The sequence below is a fragment of the Acinetobacter sp. B-6 genome (genome assembly GCF_056930735.1).
On record NZ_JBXPBY010000011.1, the window covers coordinates 81,081 to 104,167 of the forward strand.

Annotated in this window: 25 protein-coding genes; 11 read left to right on the forward strand and 14 right to left on the reverse strand. The window is 38.5% G+C overall.

The features are described from left to right. Positions 1-93: 93 nt before the first annotated feature. The 7 genes from ftsZ to gshB form a co-directional block, all read right to left on the reverse strand. Positions 94-1,287, reverse strand: a complete 1,194-nt coding sequence (gene ftsZ, locus AC1Z3T_RS14370) for a cell division protein FtsZ (RefSeq protein WP_004826084.1) — start codon at positions 1,285-1,287, stop codon at positions 94-96. 163 nt (positions 1,288-1,450) lie between these two features. Then, complete coding sequence (ftsA, locus tag AC1Z3T_RS14375) at positions 1,451-2,713, reverse strand: cell division protein FtsA (RefSeq protein ID WP_004826082.1); 1,263 nt, start codon at positions 2,711-2,713, stop codon at positions 1,451-1,453. A 63-nt stretch (positions 2,714-2,776) separates the two neighbouring features. Further along, positions 2,777-3,631 carry a cell division protein FtsQ/DivIB gene (locus AC1Z3T_RS14380; protein WP_004826081.1) on the reverse strand — a complete coding sequence of 285 codons (855 nt, stop codon included), beginning with the start codon at positions 3,629-3,631 and terminating at the stop codon, positions 2,777-2,779. Positions 3,632-3,634: 3 nt separating this feature from the next. Beyond that, positions 3,635-4,564, reverse strand: a complete 930-nt coding sequence (locus AC1Z3T_RS14385) for a D-alanine--D-alanine ligase (protein ID WP_004826080.1) — start codon at positions 4,562-4,564, stop codon at positions 3,635-3,637. 83 nt (positions 4,565-4,647) lie between these two features. Beyond that, positions 4,648-6,096 (reverse strand): UDP-N-acetylmuramate--L-alanine ligase, encoded by a 1,449-nt coding sequence (gene murC / locus AC1Z3T_RS14390; RefSeq protein ID WP_004826079.1) that lies wholly within the window; start codon positions 6,094-6,096, stop codon positions 4,648-4,650. Between the two features lie 13 nt (positions 6,097-6,109). Beyond that, on the reverse strand, positions 6,110-7,207 hold the full coding sequence (gene murG, locus AC1Z3T_RS14395) for an undecaprenyldiphospho-muramoylpentapeptide beta-N-acetylglucosaminyltransferase (RefSeq protein ID WP_009585475.1): 1,098 nt from the start codon (positions 7,205-7,207) through the stop codon (positions 6,110-6,112). A 322-nt stretch (positions 7,208-7,529) separates the two neighbouring features. Then, entirely contained in the window at positions 7,530-8,474 is a 945-nt protein-coding gene (gshB, locus tag AC1Z3T_RS14400; protein ID WP_100886156.1) for a glutathione synthase, read from the reverse strand. 110 nt (positions 8,475-8,584) lie between these two features. On the opposite strand from gshB, the gene AC1Z3T_RS14405 reads away from it, so the two are divergent. From AC1Z3T_RS14405 to AC1Z3T_RS14415, 3 genes are read left to right on the forward strand one after another with little or no spacing between them, the layout of a single operon-like run. After that, complete coding sequence (locus AC1Z3T_RS14405) at positions 8,585-8,785, forward strand: DUF3565 domain-containing protein (protein ID WP_167387376.1); 201 nt, start codon at positions 8,585-8,587, stop codon at positions 8,783-8,785. 33 nt (positions 8,786-8,818) lie between these two features. Next, positions 8,819-9,514, forward strand: a complete 696-nt coding sequence (locus tag AC1Z3T_RS14410; RefSeq protein WP_100886158.1) for a class I SAM-dependent methyltransferase — start codon at positions 8,819-8,821, stop codon at positions 9,512-9,514. 24 nt (positions 9,515-9,538) lie between these two features. Further along, a complete protein-coding gene (locus AC1Z3T_RS14415) occupies positions 9,539-10,258 on the forward strand; it encodes a VanW family protein (RefSeq protein ID WP_419320217.1) in 720 nt (239 codons plus the stop codon). Positions 10,259-10,449: 191 nt separating this feature from the next. Here the strand turns inward: AC1Z3T_RS14415 and AC1Z3T_RS14420 are convergent, their stop codons facing one another. Beyond that, the gene (locus tag AC1Z3T_RS14420; RefSeq protein ID WP_042087835.1) at positions 10,450-10,983 is read right to left on the reverse strand and encodes a hypothetical protein; all 534 of its coding nucleotides are present in this window, start codon (positions 10,981-10,983) and stop codon (positions 10,450-10,452) included. 75 nt (positions 10,984-11,058) lie between these two features. Next, complete coding sequence (gene pyrE, locus AC1Z3T_RS14425; protein ID WP_004826066.1) at positions 11,059-11,709, reverse strand: orotate phosphoribosyltransferase; 651 nt, start codon at positions 11,707-11,709, stop codon at positions 11,059-11,061. A 40-nt stretch (positions 11,710-11,749) separates the two neighbouring features. On the opposite strand from pyrE, the gene AC1Z3T_RS14430 reads away from it, so the two are divergent. Together AC1Z3T_RS14430 and AC1Z3T_RS14435 are read left to right on the forward strand one after the other, a co-directional pair. Further along, positions 11,750-12,568 (forward strand): exodeoxyribonuclease III, encoded by an 819-nt coding sequence (locus AC1Z3T_RS14430; protein ID WP_004826064.1) that lies wholly within the window; start codon positions 11,750-11,752, stop codon positions 12,566-12,568. A gap of 502 nt (positions 12,569-13,070) precedes the next feature. After that, a complete protein-coding gene (locus tag AC1Z3T_RS14435; RefSeq protein ID WP_004826062.1) occupies positions 13,071-13,427 on the forward strand; it encodes a Spx/MgsR family RNA polymerase-binding regulatory protein in 357 nt (118 codons plus the stop codon). Between the two features lie 71 nt (positions 13,428-13,498). On the opposite strand, the gene AC1Z3T_RS14440 is transcribed toward AC1Z3T_RS14435, so the two are convergent. Next, positions 13,499-13,930: a DUF2147 domain-containing protein gene (locus AC1Z3T_RS14440; protein WP_004826060.1), complete on the reverse strand. Its 432-nt coding sequence runs from the start codon at positions 13,928-13,930 to the stop codon at positions 13,499-13,501. Positions 13,931-14,089: 159 nt separating this feature from the next. On the opposite strand from AC1Z3T_RS14440, the gene AC1Z3T_RS14445 reads away from it, so the two are divergent. The 3 genes from AC1Z3T_RS14445 (at position 14,090) to AC1Z3T_RS14455 (ending at position 17,638) form a co-directional block, all read left to right on the forward strand. Continuing rightward, entirely contained in the window at positions 14,090-14,998 is a 909-nt protein-coding gene (locus AC1Z3T_RS14445) for an alpha/beta hydrolase (protein WP_100886160.1), read from the forward strand. Between the two features lie 672 nt (positions 14,999-15,670). Next, positions 15,671-16,276 carry a GGDEF domain-containing protein gene (locus AC1Z3T_RS14450; protein WP_483396713.1) on the forward strand — a complete coding sequence of 202 codons (606 nt, stop codon included), beginning with the start codon at positions 15,671-15,673 and terminating at the stop codon, positions 16,274-16,276. A gap of 174 nt (positions 16,277-16,450) precedes the next feature. Then, on the forward strand, positions 16,451-17,638 hold the full coding sequence (locus AC1Z3T_RS14455; protein ID WP_100886161.1) for a GGDEF domain-containing protein: 1,188 nt from the start codon (positions 16,451-16,453) through the stop codon (positions 17,636-17,638). Between the two features lie 9 nt (positions 17,639-17,647). Here AC1Z3T_RS14455 and AC1Z3T_RS14460 read toward each other — a convergent pair whose 3' ends face one another. From AC1Z3T_RS14460 to AC1Z3T_RS14475, 4 genes are all read right to left on the reverse strand, one after another. Beyond that, on the reverse strand, positions 17,648-18,331 hold the full coding sequence (locus AC1Z3T_RS14460) for a glutathione S-transferase family protein (RefSeq protein ID WP_100886162.1): 684 nt from the start codon (positions 18,329-18,331) through the stop codon (positions 17,648-17,650). Positions 18,332-18,460: 129 nt separating this feature from the next. Continuing rightward, positions 18,461-19,228 (reverse strand): transporter, encoded by a 768-nt coding sequence (locus AC1Z3T_RS14465; RefSeq protein ID WP_100886163.1) that lies wholly within the window; start codon positions 19,226-19,228, stop codon positions 18,461-18,463. Between the two features lie 15 nt (positions 19,229-19,243). Next, a complete protein-coding gene (locus tag AC1Z3T_RS14470) occupies positions 19,244-19,786 on the reverse strand; it encodes an ankyrin repeat domain-containing protein (RefSeq protein WP_005035149.1) in 543 nt (180 codons plus the stop codon). A 176-nt stretch (positions 19,787-19,962) separates the two neighbouring features. Further along, positions 19,963-20,316: an HPF/RaiA family ribosome-associated protein gene (locus AC1Z3T_RS14475; RefSeq protein WP_004826046.1), complete on the reverse strand. Its 354-nt coding sequence runs from the start codon at positions 20,314-20,316 to the stop codon at positions 19,963-19,965. Between the two features lie 499 nt (positions 20,317-20,815). Here AC1Z3T_RS14475 and AC1Z3T_RS14480 point away from each other — a divergent pair, with 499 nt between their 5' ends. From AC1Z3T_RS14480 to AC1Z3T_RS14490, 3 genes are all read left to right on the forward strand, one after another. Further along, complete coding sequence (locus AC1Z3T_RS14480) at positions 20,816-21,538, forward strand: outer membrane protein OmpK (protein ID WP_004826043.1); 723 nt, start codon at positions 20,816-20,818, stop codon at positions 21,536-21,538. 111 nt (positions 21,539-21,649) lie between these two features. Further along, the gene (locus AC1Z3T_RS14485; protein ID WP_005035146.1) at positions 21,650-22,168 is read left to right on the forward strand and encodes a GNAT family N-acetyltransferase; all 519 of its coding nucleotides are present in this window, start codon (positions 21,650-21,652) and stop codon (positions 22,166-22,168) included. Between the two features lie 162 nt (positions 22,169-22,330). Then, on the forward strand, positions 22,331-23,071 hold the full coding sequence (locus AC1Z3T_RS14490) for a hypothetical protein (RefSeq protein ID WP_100886164.1): 741 nt from the start codon (positions 22,331-22,333) through the stop codon (positions 23,069-23,071). Positions 23,072-23,087 lie beyond the last annotated feature (16 nt).

The following is a 23,087-nucleotide window of genomic DNA, read 5'->3' on the forward strand; positions in this document are numbered from 1 at the left end:
ACGTTAGCACATTTAGCCATTGATAAAAAACAAAAAAGGTAATGAATCTCACTACCTTTTTCGACAATATTAAATATTATTAATATTTATCAATCACTTACGCTGTTGATTTTTCAAATAATCTTGAATACTCATTGGCGTAGAACGACCATTTGAACTCGGTGCCGTCACAGGTGCACCCTCTTCCTGACGCTGTTTATTGATCGCAGGAATATCATCTTCATCTACAGCATGATGTTGTGCTTGTTGTAAATGAGCTTGAGCAGCACTATTTACATGTGTTCTACGTTTCGCTTCAGTCGCGTCACTTGCGTTACGCGTCAAACCTGTAGCTATCACTGTCACACGAATTTCATCACGCGCATCGGGATCAAACACAGTACCAAAGAACACTTCACCTTCTTCAAGGTCAACGATCTGGTTGACAACATCCGTGATCACTTCTGTTTCACGTAATGTCACATCTGCACCGCCAGTGATATTGATCAACACACCTTTAGCGTTCATGATGTTGACGTTATCAAGCAATGGGCTACGAATCGCCAAACGTGCAGCTTCTTCAGCACGATCTGGACCACTGCTTTTGCCTTCACCCATCATGGCATAACCGCGGGTACTCATTGCAGTTTTTAAGTCAGCAAAGTCAAGGTTAATATGACCTGGACGTACCACTAAATCAAAAATACTACGAACCGCATTCAACAATACATCATCAGCTTTACGGTAAGCATCTTGCATCGAGATGTCACCATATACGCTGAGAAGACGTTGGTTCGGAATAATAATTAAAGAATCAACATGCTGCTCTAATGCTTCGATGCCTTTTTCAGCTGAACGCTGACGGCGACGACCTTCAAAATTGAATGGCGTAGTCACAACACCTACAGTTAAAATTCCCATTTCCTGAGCAATTTCAGCAACAACTGGTGCAGCGCCTGTGCCCGTACCACCACCCATACCGGCAGTGACAAACACCATATCTGCACCTTCAAGGTGCTGACGAATTTGCTCGCGGCTTTCTTCAGCAGCAATTTGACCTACATCTGGATTCGCACCTGCACCTAGACCTCGCGTACTTTGCTCACCAAGTTGCATTTTAAAAGGTGCATTCATACGATCCAGGGCTTGTTTATCTGTATTTGCACAGACAAATTTCACCCCTTTAATGTCAGATTGCACCATGTGTTGTACAGCATTACCACCGCCGCCGCCAACACCAAACACAGTAAAACGGGCTTGACCGTTGTTATCGGTTTGTCCATCGTCTAAAAATTCAAATGAGGCCATGACCTTTAGATTTCCTAATATAATGTGGCAGTCACTTAAGCCCGTATACTGCCTTGATCTTCAATAATAAAAATTGTTTTTAGGATGCTGTTCATTACAGAGCTTGTCAAGTATTGGATAGAACACTTACAACTTCCTAACAATATTCCCAAAAAAAATACACCTAAAAAATACCTTTTAATTTGTTATTCAAGGCATTCCAACCATTCACAATTCGGTCAAAGAATGGTCTTCCCCCTTGAACTTCAGGCTCCTCAATCGCCTCTTGCATGTCACTTTGACTAAATAAAAGTAAGCCTGCCGCTGTAGCATACATTGAACGACGTAATGAAGGTAAGTTCTGATCGTCAGTGACCACCTGTAAAGGTGGATTGCCTAGATGTGCAGAAACGCCCAACATACGACGCGCCAAAGTCACCATGCCTTCAATTTGACAAACATCACCTGTCAGTACAACACCATGATACAAGCTTTGCAAGGCACCACGCTGCTCTAGTTCGTAGCGCACTTTAGTTAAAATATCTTCATAACGTGCAATAATGATTTCAGCAAGTTCTATGCGACTGATGGTTTGCGGACCATCAATTGCCTCAAACTGGATCATGTGATCAGGTTTGACTTGATGGATATCGACACAGCCATGAAGCAACTTAATCCGTTCAGCTTCTTCAGTGGTGGTCTGCAACACTGTCGCAATATCACGTGTAACATTTTCACCACCACATTGAATGGTGCTGGCTAGAGCCAAATGACCTTCTATATAAACAGCAATATTGGTGGTACCTGCACCAATATCGAGTAGGCAAACACCATATTCTTTTTCATCTTTCAGCAAACTGCCCTCAGCAGTTGCCAAACACGAAACCACCATTTTCTCAACAGAAATATTGGCACCTTTCATAGCGCGATCTAAGTTCTGCATGGTACTGATCGGCATCATCATCAATTGATAATGTGCAGTCATACTATTGGCAGATAAGTTAATCGGATTTTGTACCCATTCAGTTGAGTCATCCAACTCAAATCCTAAAGGTACAGCACTCGCCAAATAGTGATCAGCTGCCATATGACTGGCTTTTGCCAACTCTAGAGCACGTACCACCTCAGTTGTGGTAATCGTACGTTCTGCGTTTGAAATCGGGGTACGTCCAATTGCATAATGGCTTTGTAATTCAGTACTTGGAATCGACACCCATGCTGAATGTATACGACATTCAGCCATATCTTCAGCTTCTTGAACGGCTTGTTTAATTGCATTTGTGACTTTATCAAGGCTCACAATTTTGCCTTTATTCATTCCTTTATTACGTGCGCTTGCCATGCCAATAACCTGAATATTATCAGGGGCATGTACTTTACCAATCAGTACTGAAACTTTATGTGTCCCAATGTCAATTGCAACAACTGAGGGAACAGCTTCATTCATCGCTTTGCTACCATTATCTTCATTGTTTATGTTTGGCTCTACGCCTCTTTTTCAAGCCACATATTATGGCTGTGCAACCATCCCACCTGCAACGCCTATGTCATTACTGGTTACAACAAACTGACCGTTGGTAATTTTGGGTGAAACTGAATTTTTCCACTGAATTGCCAGACCATTTCGGTAACGCAAATCAATTGCAGAAATATTCGACCACACGGGTTTTAAGTCTGTTTGTGCCAAGTGACTGAGACGTTGTAGCTTACTCATCGTTTGATCTTGGTCGACAATCACACGTAGACCTGAATCAAACTGCATAAACCAAGTCATCCGTTCAGTGAGATAAAGCTCTTTTAAACGTAAATTGACTGGGTGAAATAATTGGTTAATTTCATTATAGCGACGCATCATGACTTTGGATTGGCTGAGTGGTCCATGAAGCAATGGCAAATTGGAATGATTGGTCACCACTGCTTCACTGTAGACATCTCCAGCATCACTGAGTAATCGCCCTGTTCCCCAACGTGCGATTGCATGACGCGGCATAACGCGCACTCGAATACCATTTGGCCATGCGCGTGATACCACAACACGGTCTACCCATGATACTTCCAGTGCTTTATCTCGAATTTGCTCCAAATCCGAGGTGAAATAATTATCTTTCACAACAGGTTTTAGGTGTTGTGTAATCGCTTGCGATTCGACCGATGAACTCGTCCCCACCACTTCAAGTGTTGCAACTCGCGCATCGGTGATCACTTTATAAAGACCATAGATTCCTGCAAATAATACAGCTATAGCAACAACCATAAGCAACCAGCTACCCACGTTCAGAAGCTTATCCTGACGTGTCGGTGGCTTATCGTGTATTGATGTAATCGCCGCACGTTTGCGACGCATCGAAGCAGGAAGTTGAGCCATAAATTAGTGAGCTTGTTCCGTGAGTGTTTGCGCTAAGATCGCAACACACAATTCATCAAAACTATAACCAACTGCTTTTGCCGCTTTAGGTACAAGAGAGTGGCTGGTCATCCCTGGAACAGTATTCACCTCTAATAACCAAAAATTACCCTGCTCATCCAACATCGCATCAATACGCCCCCATCCGCTAGCACCTACAGCTTGGAAAGCACGCAAACAGAGCGCTTGAAGATTCTTTTCTTCAGCTTCGCTTAAACCACATGGAATACCATATTCCACGTCATTACGATTGTATTTGGCTTCGTAATCATAGAATGCTACATCTGCTGGAGGTTGTAAACGAATCACTGGTAATGGCAAACCATTTAGAAATGAAATGGTATATTCACGCCCTGTAATCCATTTTTCAGCCATCACGACTGCGTCATGTACAGTGGCTTTTTCAATTGCGGCAATAAGGTCTTCTGCTTTTTCAACCTTACTCATTCCCACGCTTGAACCTTCGTGAACGGGCTTAATGATCAAAGGTAATCCAAGACTCTCAATCACTTCATTGAGATCAGAATCCTTTGAAATAATACGATAAGGTGCGGTCGGCAAGTCTGAACCTTGCCAGATCTGTTTGGTCTTGACTTTATCCATACCAATCGCAGAACCTTGTACGCCTGTCCCTGTATAAGGTACATTCATCCATTCCAAGGCACCTTGGATTTGACCATCTTCACCACCGCGACCATGCAATACAATAAATGCACGATCATAGTCCACAAGTTCCGTCACACTACGCTCTTGCGGGTCGAAAGCCTCTGCATTCACACCTGAACGTAATAATGCTTCTAAAACAGCTTTACCACTATCTAATGACACCTCACGCTCAGCAGATTTACCACCAAGCAACACCGCTACTTTGCCGAATTTAGAAGCATTTGACACGTTTAAATCCTTAAACTTATAAGTTAGTCAATTTCAATTTTTAAGGCTTTATTCAAATCCAAATTTAAACAAAGCCAAATCAATTATTTTAAATACAGTTGGTTTTGAGCCAATTCTACAGAAATTGCTCCCACGTTACCTGCACCTTGTGTTAATAACAAGTCATTCGCTTGTAACACTTTTTGTATCACGTTCTGCAAATTACCTTCTACAGGGTCAATTAAAATCGGTTCAACTTCACCACGCAAACGAATACTACGTGCCAAAGAGCGACTATCTGCCCCAACAATTGGCTTCTCACCTGCAGGATATACTTCTAATAATAACAATTGGTCGACTTGTGACAACACATCGACAAAATCATCAAAACAATCACGGGTACGACTAAAACGATGCGGTTGGAACATCATGACTAAACGACGATCTGGATGACTCGCTCGAGCGGCTTTAATCGTTGCCTCTACTTCTTTTGGATGATGACCATAATCATCTACCAGTTTCACGGTGCCTTCATCAAGTGGATATTCGCCTTGAACTTGAAAACGGCGACCTACCCCACTGAAGCTTTCTAATGCGCGTGCAATCGCCGCATCTGATACACCTTCATCAGTGGCAATACCAATCGCAGCCAATGCATTGAGAATATTGTGTAAACCAGGAAGGTTAATTGTTAGTCGTAAAGGTTCACGTCCTTTACGCAATACGGTGAAGCTTGACTGCATACCCGTTTGGTCAATGTCAATCGCACGGATATCATTATCTTCATTGAAACCATAGGTCACCACAGGGCGACCAATCCGTGGCATGATTTCACGAATATTAGCATCATCGCCACACACCACAGCCAAACCATAGAACGGCATTTTTTGTAAGAATTTCACGAAAGTATCTTTCAATACATCAAAACTACCGCCATAAGTGTCCATATGGTCTGCATCGATATTGGTGACAATCGCAGCCATTGGTTCTAAATGAAGGAACGAAGCATCTGATTCATCGGCTTCAGCAACGATAAAACGACTTGCTCCCAATGCAGCATTCACACCTGTGCGATTTAACAAACCACCAATCACATAGGTTGGGTCCATGTTTTCTTCTGCCAACATACAAGTGACCAAACTTGTCGTTGTAGTTTTACCATGTGTACCAGCAACAGCAATACCATGACGATAGCGCATTAACTCACCCAGCATTTCAGCACGACGCACCACAGGGATGCGATTTTCAATTGCTGCTTTGACTTCTAGGTTTTCAGGATCAATTGCTGTGGATACCACCAGTACATTTGCACCTTTGATATTGTCTTCTGCATGCCCAATAAAAACTTTAATACCATTCTCTTCAAGCTGTACTGTCGTTTTGGATGCTTTAATGTCAGAACCAGAAACTTTATAACCTTGGTTTTTTAATACTTCTGCAATACCACACATACCTGCACCCCCAATACCCACAAAATGGATATGCTTAATACGGCGCATTTCTGGAATTTTAATCAGGTTCTTTGCTTTATCAGCTGGGCTTGTTGGAGACATAATCAACTCTAACTTACAAATCTTGAATTAAACCAACCACACGTTGTGTCGCATCTGGTTGAGCTTGTTGACGGGCTTTAACTGCCATTTCCATCAATAACTGACGGTTCATCAACGGCGTGAGTAAATCTTTTAGGGAATCTGGTGTCATGGTACTTTGCGGACAAATTTTCGCAGCACCCGTTTTTTCCAAAAATTTGGCATTGGCAGTTTGGTGATCGTCCACGGCACTTGGCAATGGAACAAATATCGCTGCCACACCTGCTGTTGCTACCTCAGTCACTGTTAGCGCTCCTGCACGGCAGATAATTAAATCTGCATTGCTGTAAGCCTGTGCCATATCCTCGATAAATTGTTGAACCTCAACCTGCATATTATCGGGGGCATTGGCATATAACGCTTGGGTAGTATCTTGTTTATTTTGACCACATTGATGAAATATGTTTAATGGTACATTGAGCTGTTTCAAAGCTTCAGGCACACATTCATTCAATGCCTGCGCTCCCAAAGAGCCACCTACAATTAAAATATGTAATGGTTCATGCGCATTTTCTCGTTCTTTATAACGAAAAGATGGATTGTAAATCCCCGTAATCTCTGCACGTACAGGATTTCCAGTCGTCACAATCTTCGCACTCTGGGGGAATGTATTTGGGAAAGCTTCACATACCGTCGTAGCAATTCGTGATAATTGGGTATTGGTAAACCCTGCAACAGCATTTTGTTCGTGAATCAGAATTGGAATCCCCAATAAGCGTGCAGCTAAACCGCCTGGACCTGCCACATAACCACCGAAACCGGCAACAGCATCAACTTTGAGCTGTTTCATATAGCGCATCGCGCTTAAGGTTGCTTTTAAAATTTTAAAGGGCGCAGCCAGTTTACGTACAATTCCGTTGCCGCGTACACCTTGAATATCAATTTGATAAATTGGAATATCGTGTTGTTTTAAAAGTCGGTTTTCCATACCTGTTGGTGTTGCCAACCAAGACACTTGGCTGCCTTGTTGCTGCAATTCTTTTGCAACTGCCAGTGCAGGAAATACATGTCCGCCTGTACCCGCCGCCATCATCATGACGTGTTTCGGTGTGCTTTGCTGAGGTTTGGTCACGGTCTAATTCTTCAATGCAAAAATAAATGTTTAACGAATATTTTAAACAACCAATTGTAATCACAATCCGCTATGGGGAAAAGTTTATTTACTTTTTTTCACCAAGCCTTTCATTGTTTTTTTCTACTGTTTTGAAAGTTTAAACTACTTTTGTCATTAATCTGCTAAAAAAAGTAGAATTCAATGTTATTTTTTTTATTTTTGCATGATTTATCCAGTTCAACCCAAAAAAAATAGAGTCTCTCTAGACTCTATTTTTTAGCATCATTTAAAAATAAATTGATCATCTCACTATAAAATGTCATTCCACTAAATATGATGTTTAAGCAGATTTACCCGCCTCCAGTACATCAAACAGATCATCTGCGATTGAAGTACCAAATTGAGTATCGATCTCGCGGATACAGGTTGGGCTGGTCACATTGATCTCAGTCACATAATTACCAATCACATCCAAGCCAACAAAGACTAGACCTTTTGCTTTTAAAAATGGACCAACTTTTGCAGCAATGGCTTTATCATTTTCTGTTAATGGACGCGCTTCACCTAAACCGCCAGCAGCTAAATTTCCGCGTACTTCACCATTTTGTGGAATACGCGCCAAACAATAAGGTACTGGTTCACCATTGATCATTAAAATGCGTTTATCGCCCTCTACAATTTCAGGAATATAGCGTTGCGCCATAATCGGTTGTGTACCATTTTCAGTTAAAATTTCGATGGTTGAACCAATGTTTACCCCATCTTGGTATAAACGAAAAATCCCCATTCCCCCCATACCATCTAAAGGCTTAACGATCACATCACCATGTTCCTTTAAGAATTCACGAATTAAACGCTGTTGTGAGCTGACTAAGGTTGGTACTTGTAAATCAGGAAATTGTGTTGCGAAAAGTTTTTCATTGCAGTCACGTAAACTTTGTGGTTTGTTGATGATCCACGCACCTTCCCGTTCTGCCTGCTCTAAAATATACGTGGTATAAACAAAGTTCATGTCAAAAGGTGGGTCTTTACGCATCAACACCACATCATAAGCAGCAATAGACTCTTTGGTTTTGTCACCCAACTCATAATAATGACTGTAGTCTTCAAAAACTTTAAGGGGTGAAATCAAACCAAATGCTTTGCCTTGATCAATATATAAATCTTGTTGCAATGCATAACCCAATTCATGTCCACGACGTGCTGCAGCCCACAGCATCGCCATAGTTGAGTCTTTTTTGAGGTTTACACTTTCGATGGGATCCATCACAACAAGTACACGCATTTTGATACTCTGATAAATTTTTGGATTGCATGCAGTATAGCGGAGATTATGCCGTTCTTTTTCGAAATTTCGCTAAACTATTGGCAATAATTGTGAATAAGACCATCAAAATGTTGCAAACTATCCTTGGGTTTGAAATAGATGAAGAATATCATTATGTTGCTTTGCTTTCTTGTGGGCACCGCCAACATATGCGCCATCTTCCGCCTTGGCAAAATCGACCTTGGGTGATGAGTGCACAAGGTCGTCAGGAAAAAATTGCAACGCCCATAGATTGTAAACAGTGTGATTTCCCCAAAAATAGTTTATAAATTTATTTATTCGCCGAATAAAAAGAGCTACCCATGTCGAATCATTCTGAATTAGAAATAAAAACCTACTACAACAAACTCGCTGAAGACTATGACAACAATCGTTTTAACAACAGTTATGGGCAGTATTTAGACCAACAGGAACGAGATTTTCTCAATCGAATACTTAAAACTACACCACCTGAACAGTGTATGGATCTGGGTTGTGGTACAGGTCGTTTATTGGATTATGCCCATTATGGCGTGGATTTTAGCCCTGAAATGCTTAAAGTTGCTAAAGCAAAATATCCAAACAAAGACTTGCTCGAAGGTCGTTTAACTGAAATACCTATAGCTAACCACAGCTTAAACGCCATCTATAGCTTTCATGTGATCATGCATCAAGATCATGCAACCACTATCCAATTCTTAAACGAGGCACATCAAAAATTAAAATCAAAAGGTCAGCTTATTTTCGACTTCCCTTCCGCCAAGCGTAGACAAGTGGTCAAGCATCAACAAGAAAACTGGCATGCAGGACATCAAATGACTTTGTCGGAAATTGAAAAAATTGCAGGCACCCAGTGGAAATTGATTGCCAGTCAAGGGTTCTTATTCTTCCCCATTCATCGTATTCCCAAACGCTTGCGTCCACTATTCAGAAGCTTGGATAATCTATTCTGCCGTTCATTTTTAAAAGAATATGCGTCTTACTTGGTTGTTGTTTTAGAAAAACAATCCTCTCTTTAACCTCATCCAATAGCATAACTCTACATGAAAAAATATTTACCTAAATCATGGAAATTACGTTATCAGCAGTTGCGAAGGTATAGCCGAGAACATCTATTTTCCTCAGCAAATTTTGCGTTGACACAACAAAATTTATGGCTATCGGAATACCAAATTTCAACATCGCAGGAAATCAAATCGAATGCTTATTTCGCAAATAAAATCCACAATATTGATCTTGCCATCCAAACCTTAAATGGCGTGATCATTCAACCACAGCAGATTTTTTCATTTTGGCATTTGGTGAAAGCACCCACCTTAAAAAATGGCTATAAAGCAGGACGCAATCTAGTGAATGGGGTCATTTCAGAAGATCTTGGAGGTGGAATTTGCCAAATTTCGTCTTCACTCTATATCAGTGCATTAAAAGCTGGTTTAGTGATTGTAGAAAGGCATTCACATTCTATAGATATTTATCAAGAACATGAACGTTTTACACCTTTAGGCAGTGATGCCACTGTGGTCTATGGATACAAGGATTTGCAGTTTCAAAACAATCTCAACATTCCTCTTCAAATCCAAGTTTTAAGACAACACAATCAATTGATCACGCACTTGGTGAGTTTAGACGCTATTCAAGAATACACATTAAACTTCACCATTGAAGAGTTTCAGACACACCGTGTCGCCCATACCTTTCAAAATCAGAAACATATTGTTAAAAGTATTTATTTGCTAAATTCACATATGGATGATGAAAGATAAACCCTCTAGCTCATACCAACACTTTATCTGTGCAAAATAGAGCCTTACAAGCAATGAAAGGCTATGTGCGAGCTTAATCACACAGATAGAAATCCTTGCGTTGATCAAAAAAAATCTTGTTTCAAATTAAAGAGCGTGATGCAGGACTGTCGTGGTCACAGCCCGATGCTTCTTTTCCTCTGTTTTTATTTTTAATTTTTTTCTTTAAATTGTTGTTGGTTATTTTCAATTAAATATTGATATGCAGTTTTTGGATTACGTGGCAAATCTAGTTTTACACGACAGGAAACTTCATTATCCCTTTCAAAAACAATAATTTCAGCATTTAATTCAATTGGGCGACCAATTTCAAAATCCGTTTGCTCGAGACTCGCTCCGAATAATTCAGCGTATTTTGTTTCTAAATAGCCAATCGTGAAATCTTGTACCATCACTTTGATCGTATAATGTTGTCTTGGATATTCTGGTTCACGCTGTATGGATGATTTTCTGATATAGCTGTCATTTGACGGTCTTAACATCAGTTGGTTGATCAATTTTTTTTGCGCTTGCGCATTGATATTTAGAACCAGTTCAAACTGTTCTAAACCTTTCCACTGAAAAGGATATTGTCGAAAATAAATATCTCTTTCAAATTGGTATCGTTGCCAGCGTCGTTGGTCGATCTGTTTGGCAAAAATAATGCCTAATACAGCCACAACAACGATTATCACAAGAATTAACATTGAATATGGTACCTAATCCTTCATTGACCATAAAAATAAGGAGCTGATGCTCCTTATCTTATCTAATTTTTCAGCTTATATGCCATATTTCACACGGTAAGCTTCCATTTTCGCTAAAGCATCTTTGTCGCCTTTCGCATCCAGATAATCCATCAAGTCTTTCATGGTAATTAAAGCATGAACTGGGATCTCAAGCTCTTTCTGAACTTCTTGAATCGCAGACAACTGACCTTGACCTTTTTCTTGGCGATCAAGTGCAACCAATACACCTGCAATTGTTGCACCTGCATTTTTAAGAATCGTGACAACTTCACGAATCGCAGTACCTGCGGTAATCACATCATCAATAATCCAAACTTTTTTGCCTTCAACTGAAGCACCCACCAAAACACCACCTTCACCATGATCTTTTGCTTCTTTGCGATTGAACCCCCAAGGTACACTCTGATTGTGAACTTGAGATAGCGCTACAGCAGTCGCAGCAACGAAAGGAATCCCCTTATACGCTGGTCCAAAAATTACTTCGACGTTGTTACATTGTGTTAATTTATCTGCATAACCTTGAGCTAAAAGCGATAATGCTTCACCATCGTTGAGTAAACCTGCATTAAAAAAATAAGGGCTCACACGACCTGATTTTAAAGTAAACTCACCAAATTTAAGCACACCACGTGATAATGCGAGTTCGATAAAAGCTTGTGGGTTAAACTGAGCTGGCGTTGACATGAGGTGCTCCAAAATTCATACATTGAGGTTATGACTGCGCATGATACCAAAGAGTAGCTATCCAAGTGATCAAAAAATTTTAAGAGTTGTCTCAATTAACGTAAATGGCTTACGTTCATCCGTCACCAAAGGCTTACTCGAATGGATGGAAAAGTCGGATGCCGACGTAATCTGTATCCAAGAAAGCCGCATTACACACGAGCAATGGACAGATAAATTTAAACCAGAGGGTTGGTTTACCCATCTGTTTCCTGCGCAAAAATCAGGTTATGCAGGTACTGCAATCTATAGTCGTTTGCCTTTTAAATCGATCAGCAATGGTCTAGGTTTTGAGCTTGCAGACAGTCAAGGTCGCTTTATCCAAGCTGAATTTGATCTTGGTTTAGATAAACCAGTACAAATTTGCTCATTGTATCTCCCTTCAGGTTCATCTGGTGATGAAGCTCAGGCGCGTAAAGACCATTTCTTAGAAGAATATGCAAAAATTTTAAAACAATGGCGTGATGAAGACAGATCAATCATTGTTTGTGGTGATTACAATATTGTGCATAAACGTATCGACATTAAAAATTGGTCGGGTAATCAAAAATCTTCGGGTTGCTTACCTCATGAACGTGCTTGGCTTGATCATATTTATGATGATTTAGGTTATGTCGACACCTTCCGAGAAGTACGTAAAGAAGCTGAACTATATTCTTGGTGGTCCAATCGCGGACAAGCTCGGGCAAAAAATGTCGGGTGGCGAATTGATTATCATGCTTGCTCACCTGACTGGAAAGAGCGTACCGTCAATGCTTGGGTGTATAAAGATGAATGGTATAGCGACCATGCTCCAGTGGTCATTGACTACAAAATTTAAGCCAATTTGAGTGGTTTTTATTCAAAATCCACTCAATAAGTTTACAAGTGTGCACTGAATATGCGGTAAAAACCTACAAAATTTGTCGTGTTATCGTATATTTTCTTCACTGCAATAAGCGCATTATACCTTCCACGGCACAGGGACATTGTCAGGATGACAGCAAAGGGATAGGACGCCGTAGGACGAAAAGAAATAAATATGATGAATATTTATTTTGCAAGGATGTGACATTGGACGTTGTAATGAGACCCGCATAATCAGGATGATTAGATGCGGGTTTTCTCTTTTTTATTTTTGCTTTTTTGTTTTTGAGTTATTTTAAAAATCTTTTATCTCAGTCGATCTCATGCCAACTTAATCAAAAGATTAATCCTACTATATTAATTTTTTATGACAGAACACCCTCTGCTTTAAAATATTTTATCTATTCTATACAGTCTAGATCGACAATTTTGTTACTCTTTCAGTTAAATCACACAATTGTAAGTTAGGTTAAGACATGTTGAAAATTTACGGGATCAAAAATTGTAACTCAATGAAGAAAGCATTTGATTTGCTCACAACACTTGGATTGAGTTATGAGTTTCATGATTATAAGAAGCAAGGTATCGACAAAGATACGGTTCAATTATGGCTAGATCGGTTAGGAAAAGATGTGGTGCTGAATAAAAAGGGAACAACATGGAAAAAACTCAGTGAACAAGAGCAACAGCTTGCCTTATCCAGTGATCAAAATTTAATTGATGCACTCACAACCCATACCAGTTTAATTAAACGTCCTGTGATTGAACAGAATGGTCAATTTGTGGTGGGTTATGATGAAGACCAAATTAGAGCCTTAAAAACTGCTGTATAAACGTTCTACGCTAAACTATAAAAAAGCCTGATCGATTGATCAGGCTTTTTTAGATGATAGAAACGTCCGTCTTAGTTTGCACGTACCCATGTTTGGTTACGACCTAAAGCCGAGATGCCCATATAGCCACGTAACTTTAATTGATTCCCAGCGAGTTCGCCTTTCAGTTTATAGGTTTTGCCATTTTTAGGATCAAGAATCGTACCATTGTCATAACTCTTACCACCGACATTTTGTAGTCCGTGAACAATGGTCACGCCTTTCAATGATTTATTGTGATAAGGTCCTTCACATTTGCTGCACGAGTTTTCCTCACCTGGTGTTAAAACACTTTGGATCGTTGCCGTCAATGTTCCATTTTTTTGTTCAGTGAATTTTACAATTGCCTTTGGTTGTTTCGTCGTATCATCAATTGTTTTCCAAACTGTTCCATTGAGTGGATCTGCAGCGTTTGCAAGAACTGTTGCCGATAATACGCCTAATGCGAGTACAATTTTTTTCATTGTTTTGTTTTCCCTAGTCTAATTGACAATCTATAGTATCAAAAACTTGCGTCAATTAAGCAATTCTTCTATGTGACTATATAGTGTACCCTTGTAACAAATGTTGGTAAATCAACAAAAATAAAGTCGAAAATTTAACAATATGGAATAAACGTGAAGATGAACTCAGCCCTGAAACAATATCTTACAGAATCTATTCTTAAATCCAGCTTCAAATTTCCAAGTCGCTTTAATCTTCCTCCAGCTACAGCGCGCTTTGCGATAGAACAACTTGCACGCGTTTTCCCGCAACGTAAAGATGTACAAATACGTCCTTTGCGGATTGCAGGGATTCGAGCAGAAGAGATCAAACCTCAAGCACAATCGACTCAAATGATTCTACATATCCATGGTGGCGCTTTTTTTGTAGGGTCGCTTAAAACGCATCGTGCTTTTCTTTCCGAAATTGCAGCACGAACGCAAATGCAAGTGCTACATCTGGATTATCCTCTCGCACCTGAGAATAAGTTCCCTGAAGCGGGTGACGCCATTTATGATGTTTATCAACAACTTTTGGATCAAGGCATTCAACCCAAAGACATCATCATTTCAGGTGATTCTTGTGGTGCAAATTTAGCTCTGGCATTAGCGTTAAGAATTAAAGCAGAAAATAAACAACAACTTCCAAGCGCATTAATCCTGATGTCTCCATTTCTAGACTTAACGCTCACAGGAGAGTCTTTGCGTTATAACCAAAAGCATGATGCACTGCTGTCTATAGAAGCGCTTGAATCTGGCATTGATTTTTATGTTCCGAAACATCTAGATCGTTCTTTGCCAGCACTATCCCCAATTTTTGGCGATTTTGAAGGTCTTCCTCCAACACTTGTACAAATTGGTTCCAAAGAAATTTTGCTTTCGGATGCACAACGTTTTGAAGAAAAAGCCAAAGAAGCAAATGTTCAGGTTAATTACAAACTCTACACCGGCATGTGGCACAATTTTCAGATGTTTAGCCCATGGTTTGAGGAAGCGAAGCAATCTTTAGCAGATCTCGCAGAATTTGCACATAAAATTGATCAAGATTAACCCTTAAAAACACTGCCTCAGACCAAAAACAACAGAGAATATGCAGAATTCACTGTTGTTTTTTTATTTATATCAATCACGAAATTTAAGCCTTATTCAAATAGCTTCAACACTACTTTTATCGTCAATCTGCTTAAAAATGTATACAGTAAAAAAATGATTTCTATTGATCAATACAATCAATGCGATGAATATATTTTTGAATAATTTAAAGTTTTCATTACCATGCTTTATATTTAGAGTTTAAATTGATTTGCGTAGGTAATGAGACTCATTGCTCAACCATTTTTTGTTTAACCATATTCTTGGCAAACAAAGCAGTACTTTGTTTTTACTTATATCCCGCGCTCAACATCACGACATCTATGTCTTCTCTCGATAGAAAGACCATCTATGATTCAAAAATACAAAAATAAATGAATCTCTAAACGCTTCTAATAATTTTTATAAAAGCATTAAGTTTATTGAATGTGCATGATTGAAATCAAATTACTTGTATCAATAATCAGATGGTTTGACTATATTATTAAATTTTACTGCAAAATTAGTCACCCTTTTATAAATTATGTTTATATTCATCAATTATTTACATCAACTTAAATTTGAGTTTGGCTGAATAAATTGCTACATTCTCAGAATCACACAATAAAAATCCAAGCACGGATGGATTAAATGATGCGTAATAAAATTTATTCTGAAAGACGGCGTAAAATTCACTCATTATTCAATCAAGTATTGAAACACTCTTTTATTGCCAAGATTATTCACAAAAACCAAGTCAATCATGATTTAGAAATTGACTCACAAACAGGTATATATAACCAATTTGCCATTAATAGCTATTTAAAAGAATTGCACCCACAAAGTGAATCTTATTATGGGATTATTTTGCTGAGCGTCGATAATTTAAATACGATTAAAACTCAATATAATTTAAAGACAGCAAATAAAGCTTTGGCTGCGATTGCTAATGAACTATCACAAAATATCCGTGAAACAGACTTGATCGGTCGCTATAGTGAGTCCGAATTTATTTTAATTTTAAGTGATGTCAATCAAACGCAGGCGCAACAAATTGCATTGCGTTTAACAGATTTGATTAACAATCATGAGTTTAAAATTAACAACAAAGTCCTGTCGCTTAAAACCAGTTGTGGTGTTTCCGTTTCGGGACGAGACAGTATGAGCAGTACAGTCTTACAACAGGCTGATGAAGCACTCTACATGGCAAAAACCAATCGCCATCAATTTTATTCAAGTACAGGAGTTCGATCTTAACAAAACGTTTTTAAATCATCGAAGCACTGTTTTTAATGTGTGTATTTTTATAAAAAATTTTTAACAAATCATGCATAATAATGTTTTGTTAACATAAATTTTAGTCATTATAATTTAGAAAATGTGATCAATATACAATGATGACTGACTAACAGAATAGAGGAATAAATATGGATGGCAGAATCAAATTTAGGCATTAATCTTTTTTTTAAAAAACTGAAAACACAATTTGATTCAAACATCATTATGAATTGGAGCAGTTTGCATAAGTGTATTCTGATTCTCATCCTCACTATGGCGCTGCATCTCTCCTGGATTGCATGGAAAGTTTTTATCCTTTTGACCCCAGAAACTTGGCAATGGGTCAATATCAGCTTGATTCAATCGCAGTTGATGGTCAATCTTGGTTCAACACTACTGCTTTTTTTTCTGATCCTATTTTGTTATTTTTTCCAACATAAAACATGGGCGAACACCATCTTACCCCATATCGTCATCAGTATTTTTATTATGTTAATGCTCACTGATGGTTTTTTAGTCGGAATTTATAGCCCTGCAACAGTATTTGCATTCGTGTGTATTTCAGGTTTGGGGCTCATTTTATTCAATCGAAAAATTATTTATATTCAACTCATCACTGCCCTAGTGATTTATATTTCAATGATGTTCTTTACCTATTGGCACACCATTCCTTATGCACCCATCTTTAGCATACGCATATTAGAGAATAATCGTCATGACAATCTGTTCTGGGTAGGAACGATGTTGTATTTTATTATTCCCATTTTAATGGTGTGTTTAATTTTATGTGAAATTTTATTGTCACAGTGGCGACATAGAGAGTCTTTAATCAAAAAACTCAGCGAAACGGATCCACTCACCAATTTATATAATCGTCGTTTTTTTAATGAAAAACTCGATGCAATGCAAAGCAAAAAAACCCACTATGCCATTATTTTAATTGATATTGATCATTTTAAAGATATCAATGACTTATATGGGCACCACTTTGGTGATGAAGCATTATGCCAAGTTGCCAAACTGCTCTCTTCACAAATTCGCCATTCCGATATCGTGGCGCGGTATGGTGGAGAAGAATTTATTATTGCTTTACCTGACACCACATTGGAAAGCGCTCAAGCATTTGCTGAACGTTGTCGATTGGCGATCCAAAATCAAGTCATTGAGTCACTTGATCATCATTACGTTCAACTGACTGCAAGTTTTGGGATTGCCACCTCTATAGATGATGACAATATCAGTAAAATTATTCATCTGGCAGACAAAGCATTATATCGCGCAAAACAATCTGGGCGTAATCAAGTGCACTTGTATCACACGCCGATCAATGAAATCGCTTAACTTTGGTATTTAGTCAGACAATGTTCGATATTGCTCTTCGCATGCCACAAATCTAAACTCAGCCTGTGCTTCAGCAATCCATTGTTGCACCGCCGGTACAGTCAATATTTTTTGAATATAGCGCTGGCTGTTGTCTGTTACAGGAATTCCATAGGTCATAAAACGCATTACTACTGGCGCATAAAATGCATCCACAATGCTAAAACTCTCCCCACATAAGAAACCATCCAACTGTGGACGCTCCGACCACAGTTGTGCAATACGATACACATCTTGCTGTAGCGCCGGATGATCTTGCCAAAGTTTTAAACCAATATCTTTTAAGTCCGCATCAATATTCATATCGCATGTACTACGTAGCGCAGTAAAGCTGCTGTGCATCTCCGCAGACATCGACCGAGCCCGTGCGCGCTGTTTGATCTCTTGTGGCCATAACTGTTTTTCAGGAAACTTCTCAGCAAGATATTCACAAATCGCCAAGGAGTCCCAAATTAAAAAGCCATCATCAACCAGAGCAGGCACTTTGCCTGTAGGATTAATTTTTAAAATACTTTGTTTAAATTGACTGTCCATGTCGAAGTGATCAAATGGGATTAAACGCTCCTTGAACGGAATGTTAAAATGTTGAATCACAAGCCAAGGACGCATAGACCAAGTTGAATAGTTTTTATCACCAATAAAGAGTTCTAACATTTTTATCCTCCTCTATTTATTTACATTTTAAAAAGAGCATAACCAAGTTTTCGCCTATCTAAAAGCATAAAAACTCAGCAACAAAAAAAGGAGCAGTTTAACTGCTCCTTTTTTTCTGAACGACCTATCTTAGAATAAATAGGAAATACCAAAACCTGCTTTATAGCTACGATCGCGACCGTTTAAATCAACACCGACACTGCCATCAAGCTGAGTACGTTCATTCACAGCATAGATCAAACCTGAACCTAGACTATATTCATAATTTTTGCTTTCAGTTTTTGAATAAACAAATTCAGAAAAACCCGAAAGATTGCCTGCAATTTTATAGCCCACTGTAGGAATAGCTGTGACTGACCAATGACCATCTTGCACCGCATAGTCCATAGTGATACCCGTATTAACCAAATCGTTATACTGGTAAGCTAAAGATGTTCCAATACTGTAAATATCGTCTTCTTCAGAAAAACCTTCATTGCCAGTTGCAATCAATGCTTTTGCCAAGATCGCCATAGACAACTTATCATCTTTTAAATCAATGGCTTTTTTAATCCCAATAGAAACATCACCCAAACCAGAGTCATCGTCTTTCACGCCTCTATACTTGGTTTGTGTCCAAGCTGGACCTTGCCAACCTAACTGCAATTCCATACTTGAGGTTAAACCTGTACGAAGTAGCATATCGCCATTGAGGGTTACAGTTTTTGCTTTTGCGCCATCTACTCGGGTTTCAGTGTAGGTTGCACTTGGTAGACCTTGCTCCCAAGCCAACTGACCTACTGGAGTAATTCCTGTTCCAAAACCTGATCCAGGACGATCAAAAGAAAATTCTGCTGCCATTGCGCTTATACTTAGGCTCGAAGCAAGGGCTAATGTGATTCTATTTAAAATTGCCATATGAAGACTCAAAATTTAAGGTAATTCTTTGGACATTTTCGCACCGCGACTACGTAGTAACTCTAAAGATTCTTTCTCTTCAGGTAAAGCCTGAGACCAATCTATTTGATCAAATTCACAATCAAAAAACAAATCACTGATCGATGACAAAATGGTTTTACCTTCATCATCTTTGGTATTAGGATCAACTTTATGATCTAACAGCTTTTGAATTACCGGCACACACGCTGCGCTTGCTGCATCCCATAAAGGACCATAACACTCTTCTGCATCCCATAAATAAAAATTTGCTTTAGCATCAATCAAAGCATTTAAAATGTCTAAATGTGGTTGTAAATCTTGAGCTTTTTGTTCCGCACTTAGGGGCTGCCCTGCTTCATAAGCATCACAGATTTTTTCCCACCATTTAAATAATCCATCTGACCAGATAGATACTGCTGGACCTTTTTCTGGCTCCATAAAGTTAGGGTCAAACCCATCTGCGAGCAAACGTTTCACTTGAGCAAGGTCTAAATCTTCTAAAGCCTGTATAAAGACTTGTTGTTGTGCTGATAACATTTTGATCTCACTATTCTATTCCTATCAACATTATGACGAATATTTTAAAAATAGCTTTGAAAAAATTTAATACTTCATTTTTTTGGTTTAAATGGCATTTATTGTTAACTTATGACAAAGTGCATCGCATTTTTTGTTTTGATTCATAAAAAAAGGCCCTAAGGCCTTTTTTCTACTCATGCTTCATCCGCATCTGCAAGTTCTAACTTACCACCACGTGGATTTTCAGTTTTCTCCAAAACATGCTCTAAGCTACGTTTTACGCGATCGATCGCACCATGTAACGAGAGATCTATATTTTTAGCTCGATGTTTTACCACCACCGGTTTTAGACCTGCTGCTTTCACTTCGATCATACATTGAATATCATCATCCCCACCTTTGTCCCCATTTTCATCACTGATATGAACTGAAAATTGGGTAATACGCTCACTATGACGTTGGAATTCTTGATTTAGCTCGTCGCGTACATAAGTAATTAAACGATCACTATTTCTAATATTTTTATCTGTACGGATTTCAATATTCATAAAAAAACCTCTTTTTTCATCTAAAACAGTGCAAAACTTATATTTTTGGCTCATTCAAAGCCTACTGTTTAAAACAGCTTTTCACCTTCAATAAATTGGAACCTTAACTCCTCTATTGCAAAGATGAACACTTTTAATGATCTGCAGATAGGTGTTCTTATATCTTCAATATCAGGCTATATTGAAAAATATGCAAGCGGATTTTTAACTTTTTTATGAAAACAATATGAAAAATGACATCTTGTTACTTTACTTTATAATCTAATGATTTTTTTAAATTTTTTAGCATTAATCCTGAGTAAATTAATCAACTCTATATAAAAGGATGATGATTGCGTGAATATAAAAGTTCATTTTCTAATTTATTTTTAGATTCACTTTTTCAACACACTTCCCTACTTGATGTTTACATATTTATTTACATTCCATCTATTTTTAGCTTTATTTTTATCGCGGAATCTGTATCCTTGAAGCGCTTTTCTTGGGGGAAAGATTTTTCATGAAACTTACACATCTCGCTGCGATTTGTGCAATCGCTTCAACTGCAACTATGGCTCAAGCTGCGCCAGTTTGGCAAGATTTTAGTATTACCGGTCTTTATGGTGAAAACTATGAATTAACGCCAGATGAAAAACAATCTACAATTACGTTTGAGTATGCAGCAAAGCTAAAATACGGCGATTTTTTTGCATTTGCAGACCGTACTAACAGTGGTGGTCAATCAGACACTTATTTTGAAGTTTCACCACGCCTCAGTTTAGGTGCAGTTTCAGGGAAAAAACTTGAACTTGGTCCAATCAAAGATGTATTGATCGCAACCACTTGGGAAGGTGGTAAAGATATGAACAACTACCTCTATGGTGTTGGCGTAGATTTAGCGATTCCATATTTCCAATATGCACAATTAAACTTCTACCGTGCCAATAACGAAATCCAAGAAGATGACTATCAATTGACATTCACTTATGGAATTCCATTCAAAATTGCTTCTGAAGAATTCTTAGTAGATGGTTTCCTAGATTGGTCAACTGCAGAAAAAGATCAAGTTGCTCACTCAAGTGAATTAAACTGGACAACACAATGGAAATGGAATGCTGGTAAACACATTTCTCCAGATACTCGCCTATATCTTGGTGTTGAACATTCTGTATGGCATAACAAATATGGCGTTCCTGGCAAAGATGAAAATAACGTCAGCGCACTTGTGAAATATCACTTTTAATTGATCGTCTAGGTATTGATAAAAAAGCAGGGGTTCAACCTTGCTTTTTTATTGCCCTTAAAAATAAATCTTTTTAAAATAAACAGACAAATTTTCTTTTGATCGACATTCATGAATTTTCAGATCCGCCCTGCGAAAACCTCAGACCTGACTGAGATCATGCATATTTATAATCAAGAAATTAAAACAGGTTTAGCCACTTGGAATAGTCAATTAAAAACCTTAGAAGATTATCAACAATGGTTTTTAGAACTGGAACAAAATCGATTCCCCGTGTTTGTGGCAGAAGAAACCTCTACTCACGCGATTGCAGGTTATGCCGATTATGCGAGTTTCAGAGCAATCAATGGCTATAAACAAACTGTAGAGCATTCTGTTTATATTGATCCAAGCTATGCACGGCAAGGACTGGGTAAACGCCTCATGATCAAACTCATTGAACATGCACAACAACAAGGCATACATGTCATGGTTGCTGCAATCGATCACGAGAATGCAGCATCAATCTATCTACATCAGCAACTCGGATTCATCCAAACTGGCTATATGCCTCAGGTTGGTCAGAAATTTGGCATGTGGCGTGATTTGGTGTGGATGCAACTTAATTTTGATGAAGCATTAAGCATGTGAAATTAAAAAATAAGTTTCTTGCAAATTAAATATATCTCTATAGCCAAAGCGCTTGATTAGAATTGGATGTTAATTCAAGATGAAAAATCACACATTTTGTTTTTGGCTTTTCCAAAATCTGTTGTATAACAATGAATAATATTGCCTACTTTCTGAGCATCTATGAATAAAATTATAATCAGCCTACTGGCACCATTGGCTCTGATCCTTCATACATCAAGTTACGCTGCTGACTATGTTGACCCAAATGTCAAACAAGGGTGTGCCAAACTTAGTCAATATCGTAAATTGGGACAAAAATTTTACGACCAGAAAAACTATAAAAAGGCACTTGATCAGTTTCAAAAGCAAGCATCTTGGAGCGATTTTTGTCAGTCGGTTGGTCAAGAAGAAACTGGCATCCAAGTTTCAGACAATGACATCGACATTGCCAATAATAATGTGGGTTTAACCTATAGCAAACTCAATCAACCGTTATGGGCAAGAGCATGGTTTCAAATTAAACCCACAAAAACCAGTCAATTTAATTTAAAAAAGCTAGCAGTCCCTCAACCAAATAATGACTTTACCGGAGAATATGTCAGTTATGCCGGTTTTGGTGAGTGGAATCGGGTTAATGTTAAAAAGCGTGATCAGAAATATCACATCGAATTCACTGGTTTATGGATGGGACCTCGAAGCCTAATTTATGGTCCTAATATTGGTGAGTTTGAAACAGAAATGCCTCTTCAAGCGAAGAAAGCAAGCTATCGTTATAAAAATTGTCGAATTGCCATCAATTTTACTTATAGCCCATCTTTAGGAAATTTTATTGAAGTGGAACAATTAACTGAACAGACCGATTGTGGCTTTGGGATGAATGTTTCATCAACGGGCTATTATCAGAAAGTTGAACCTCGATAATATAGGGTTTAATCCC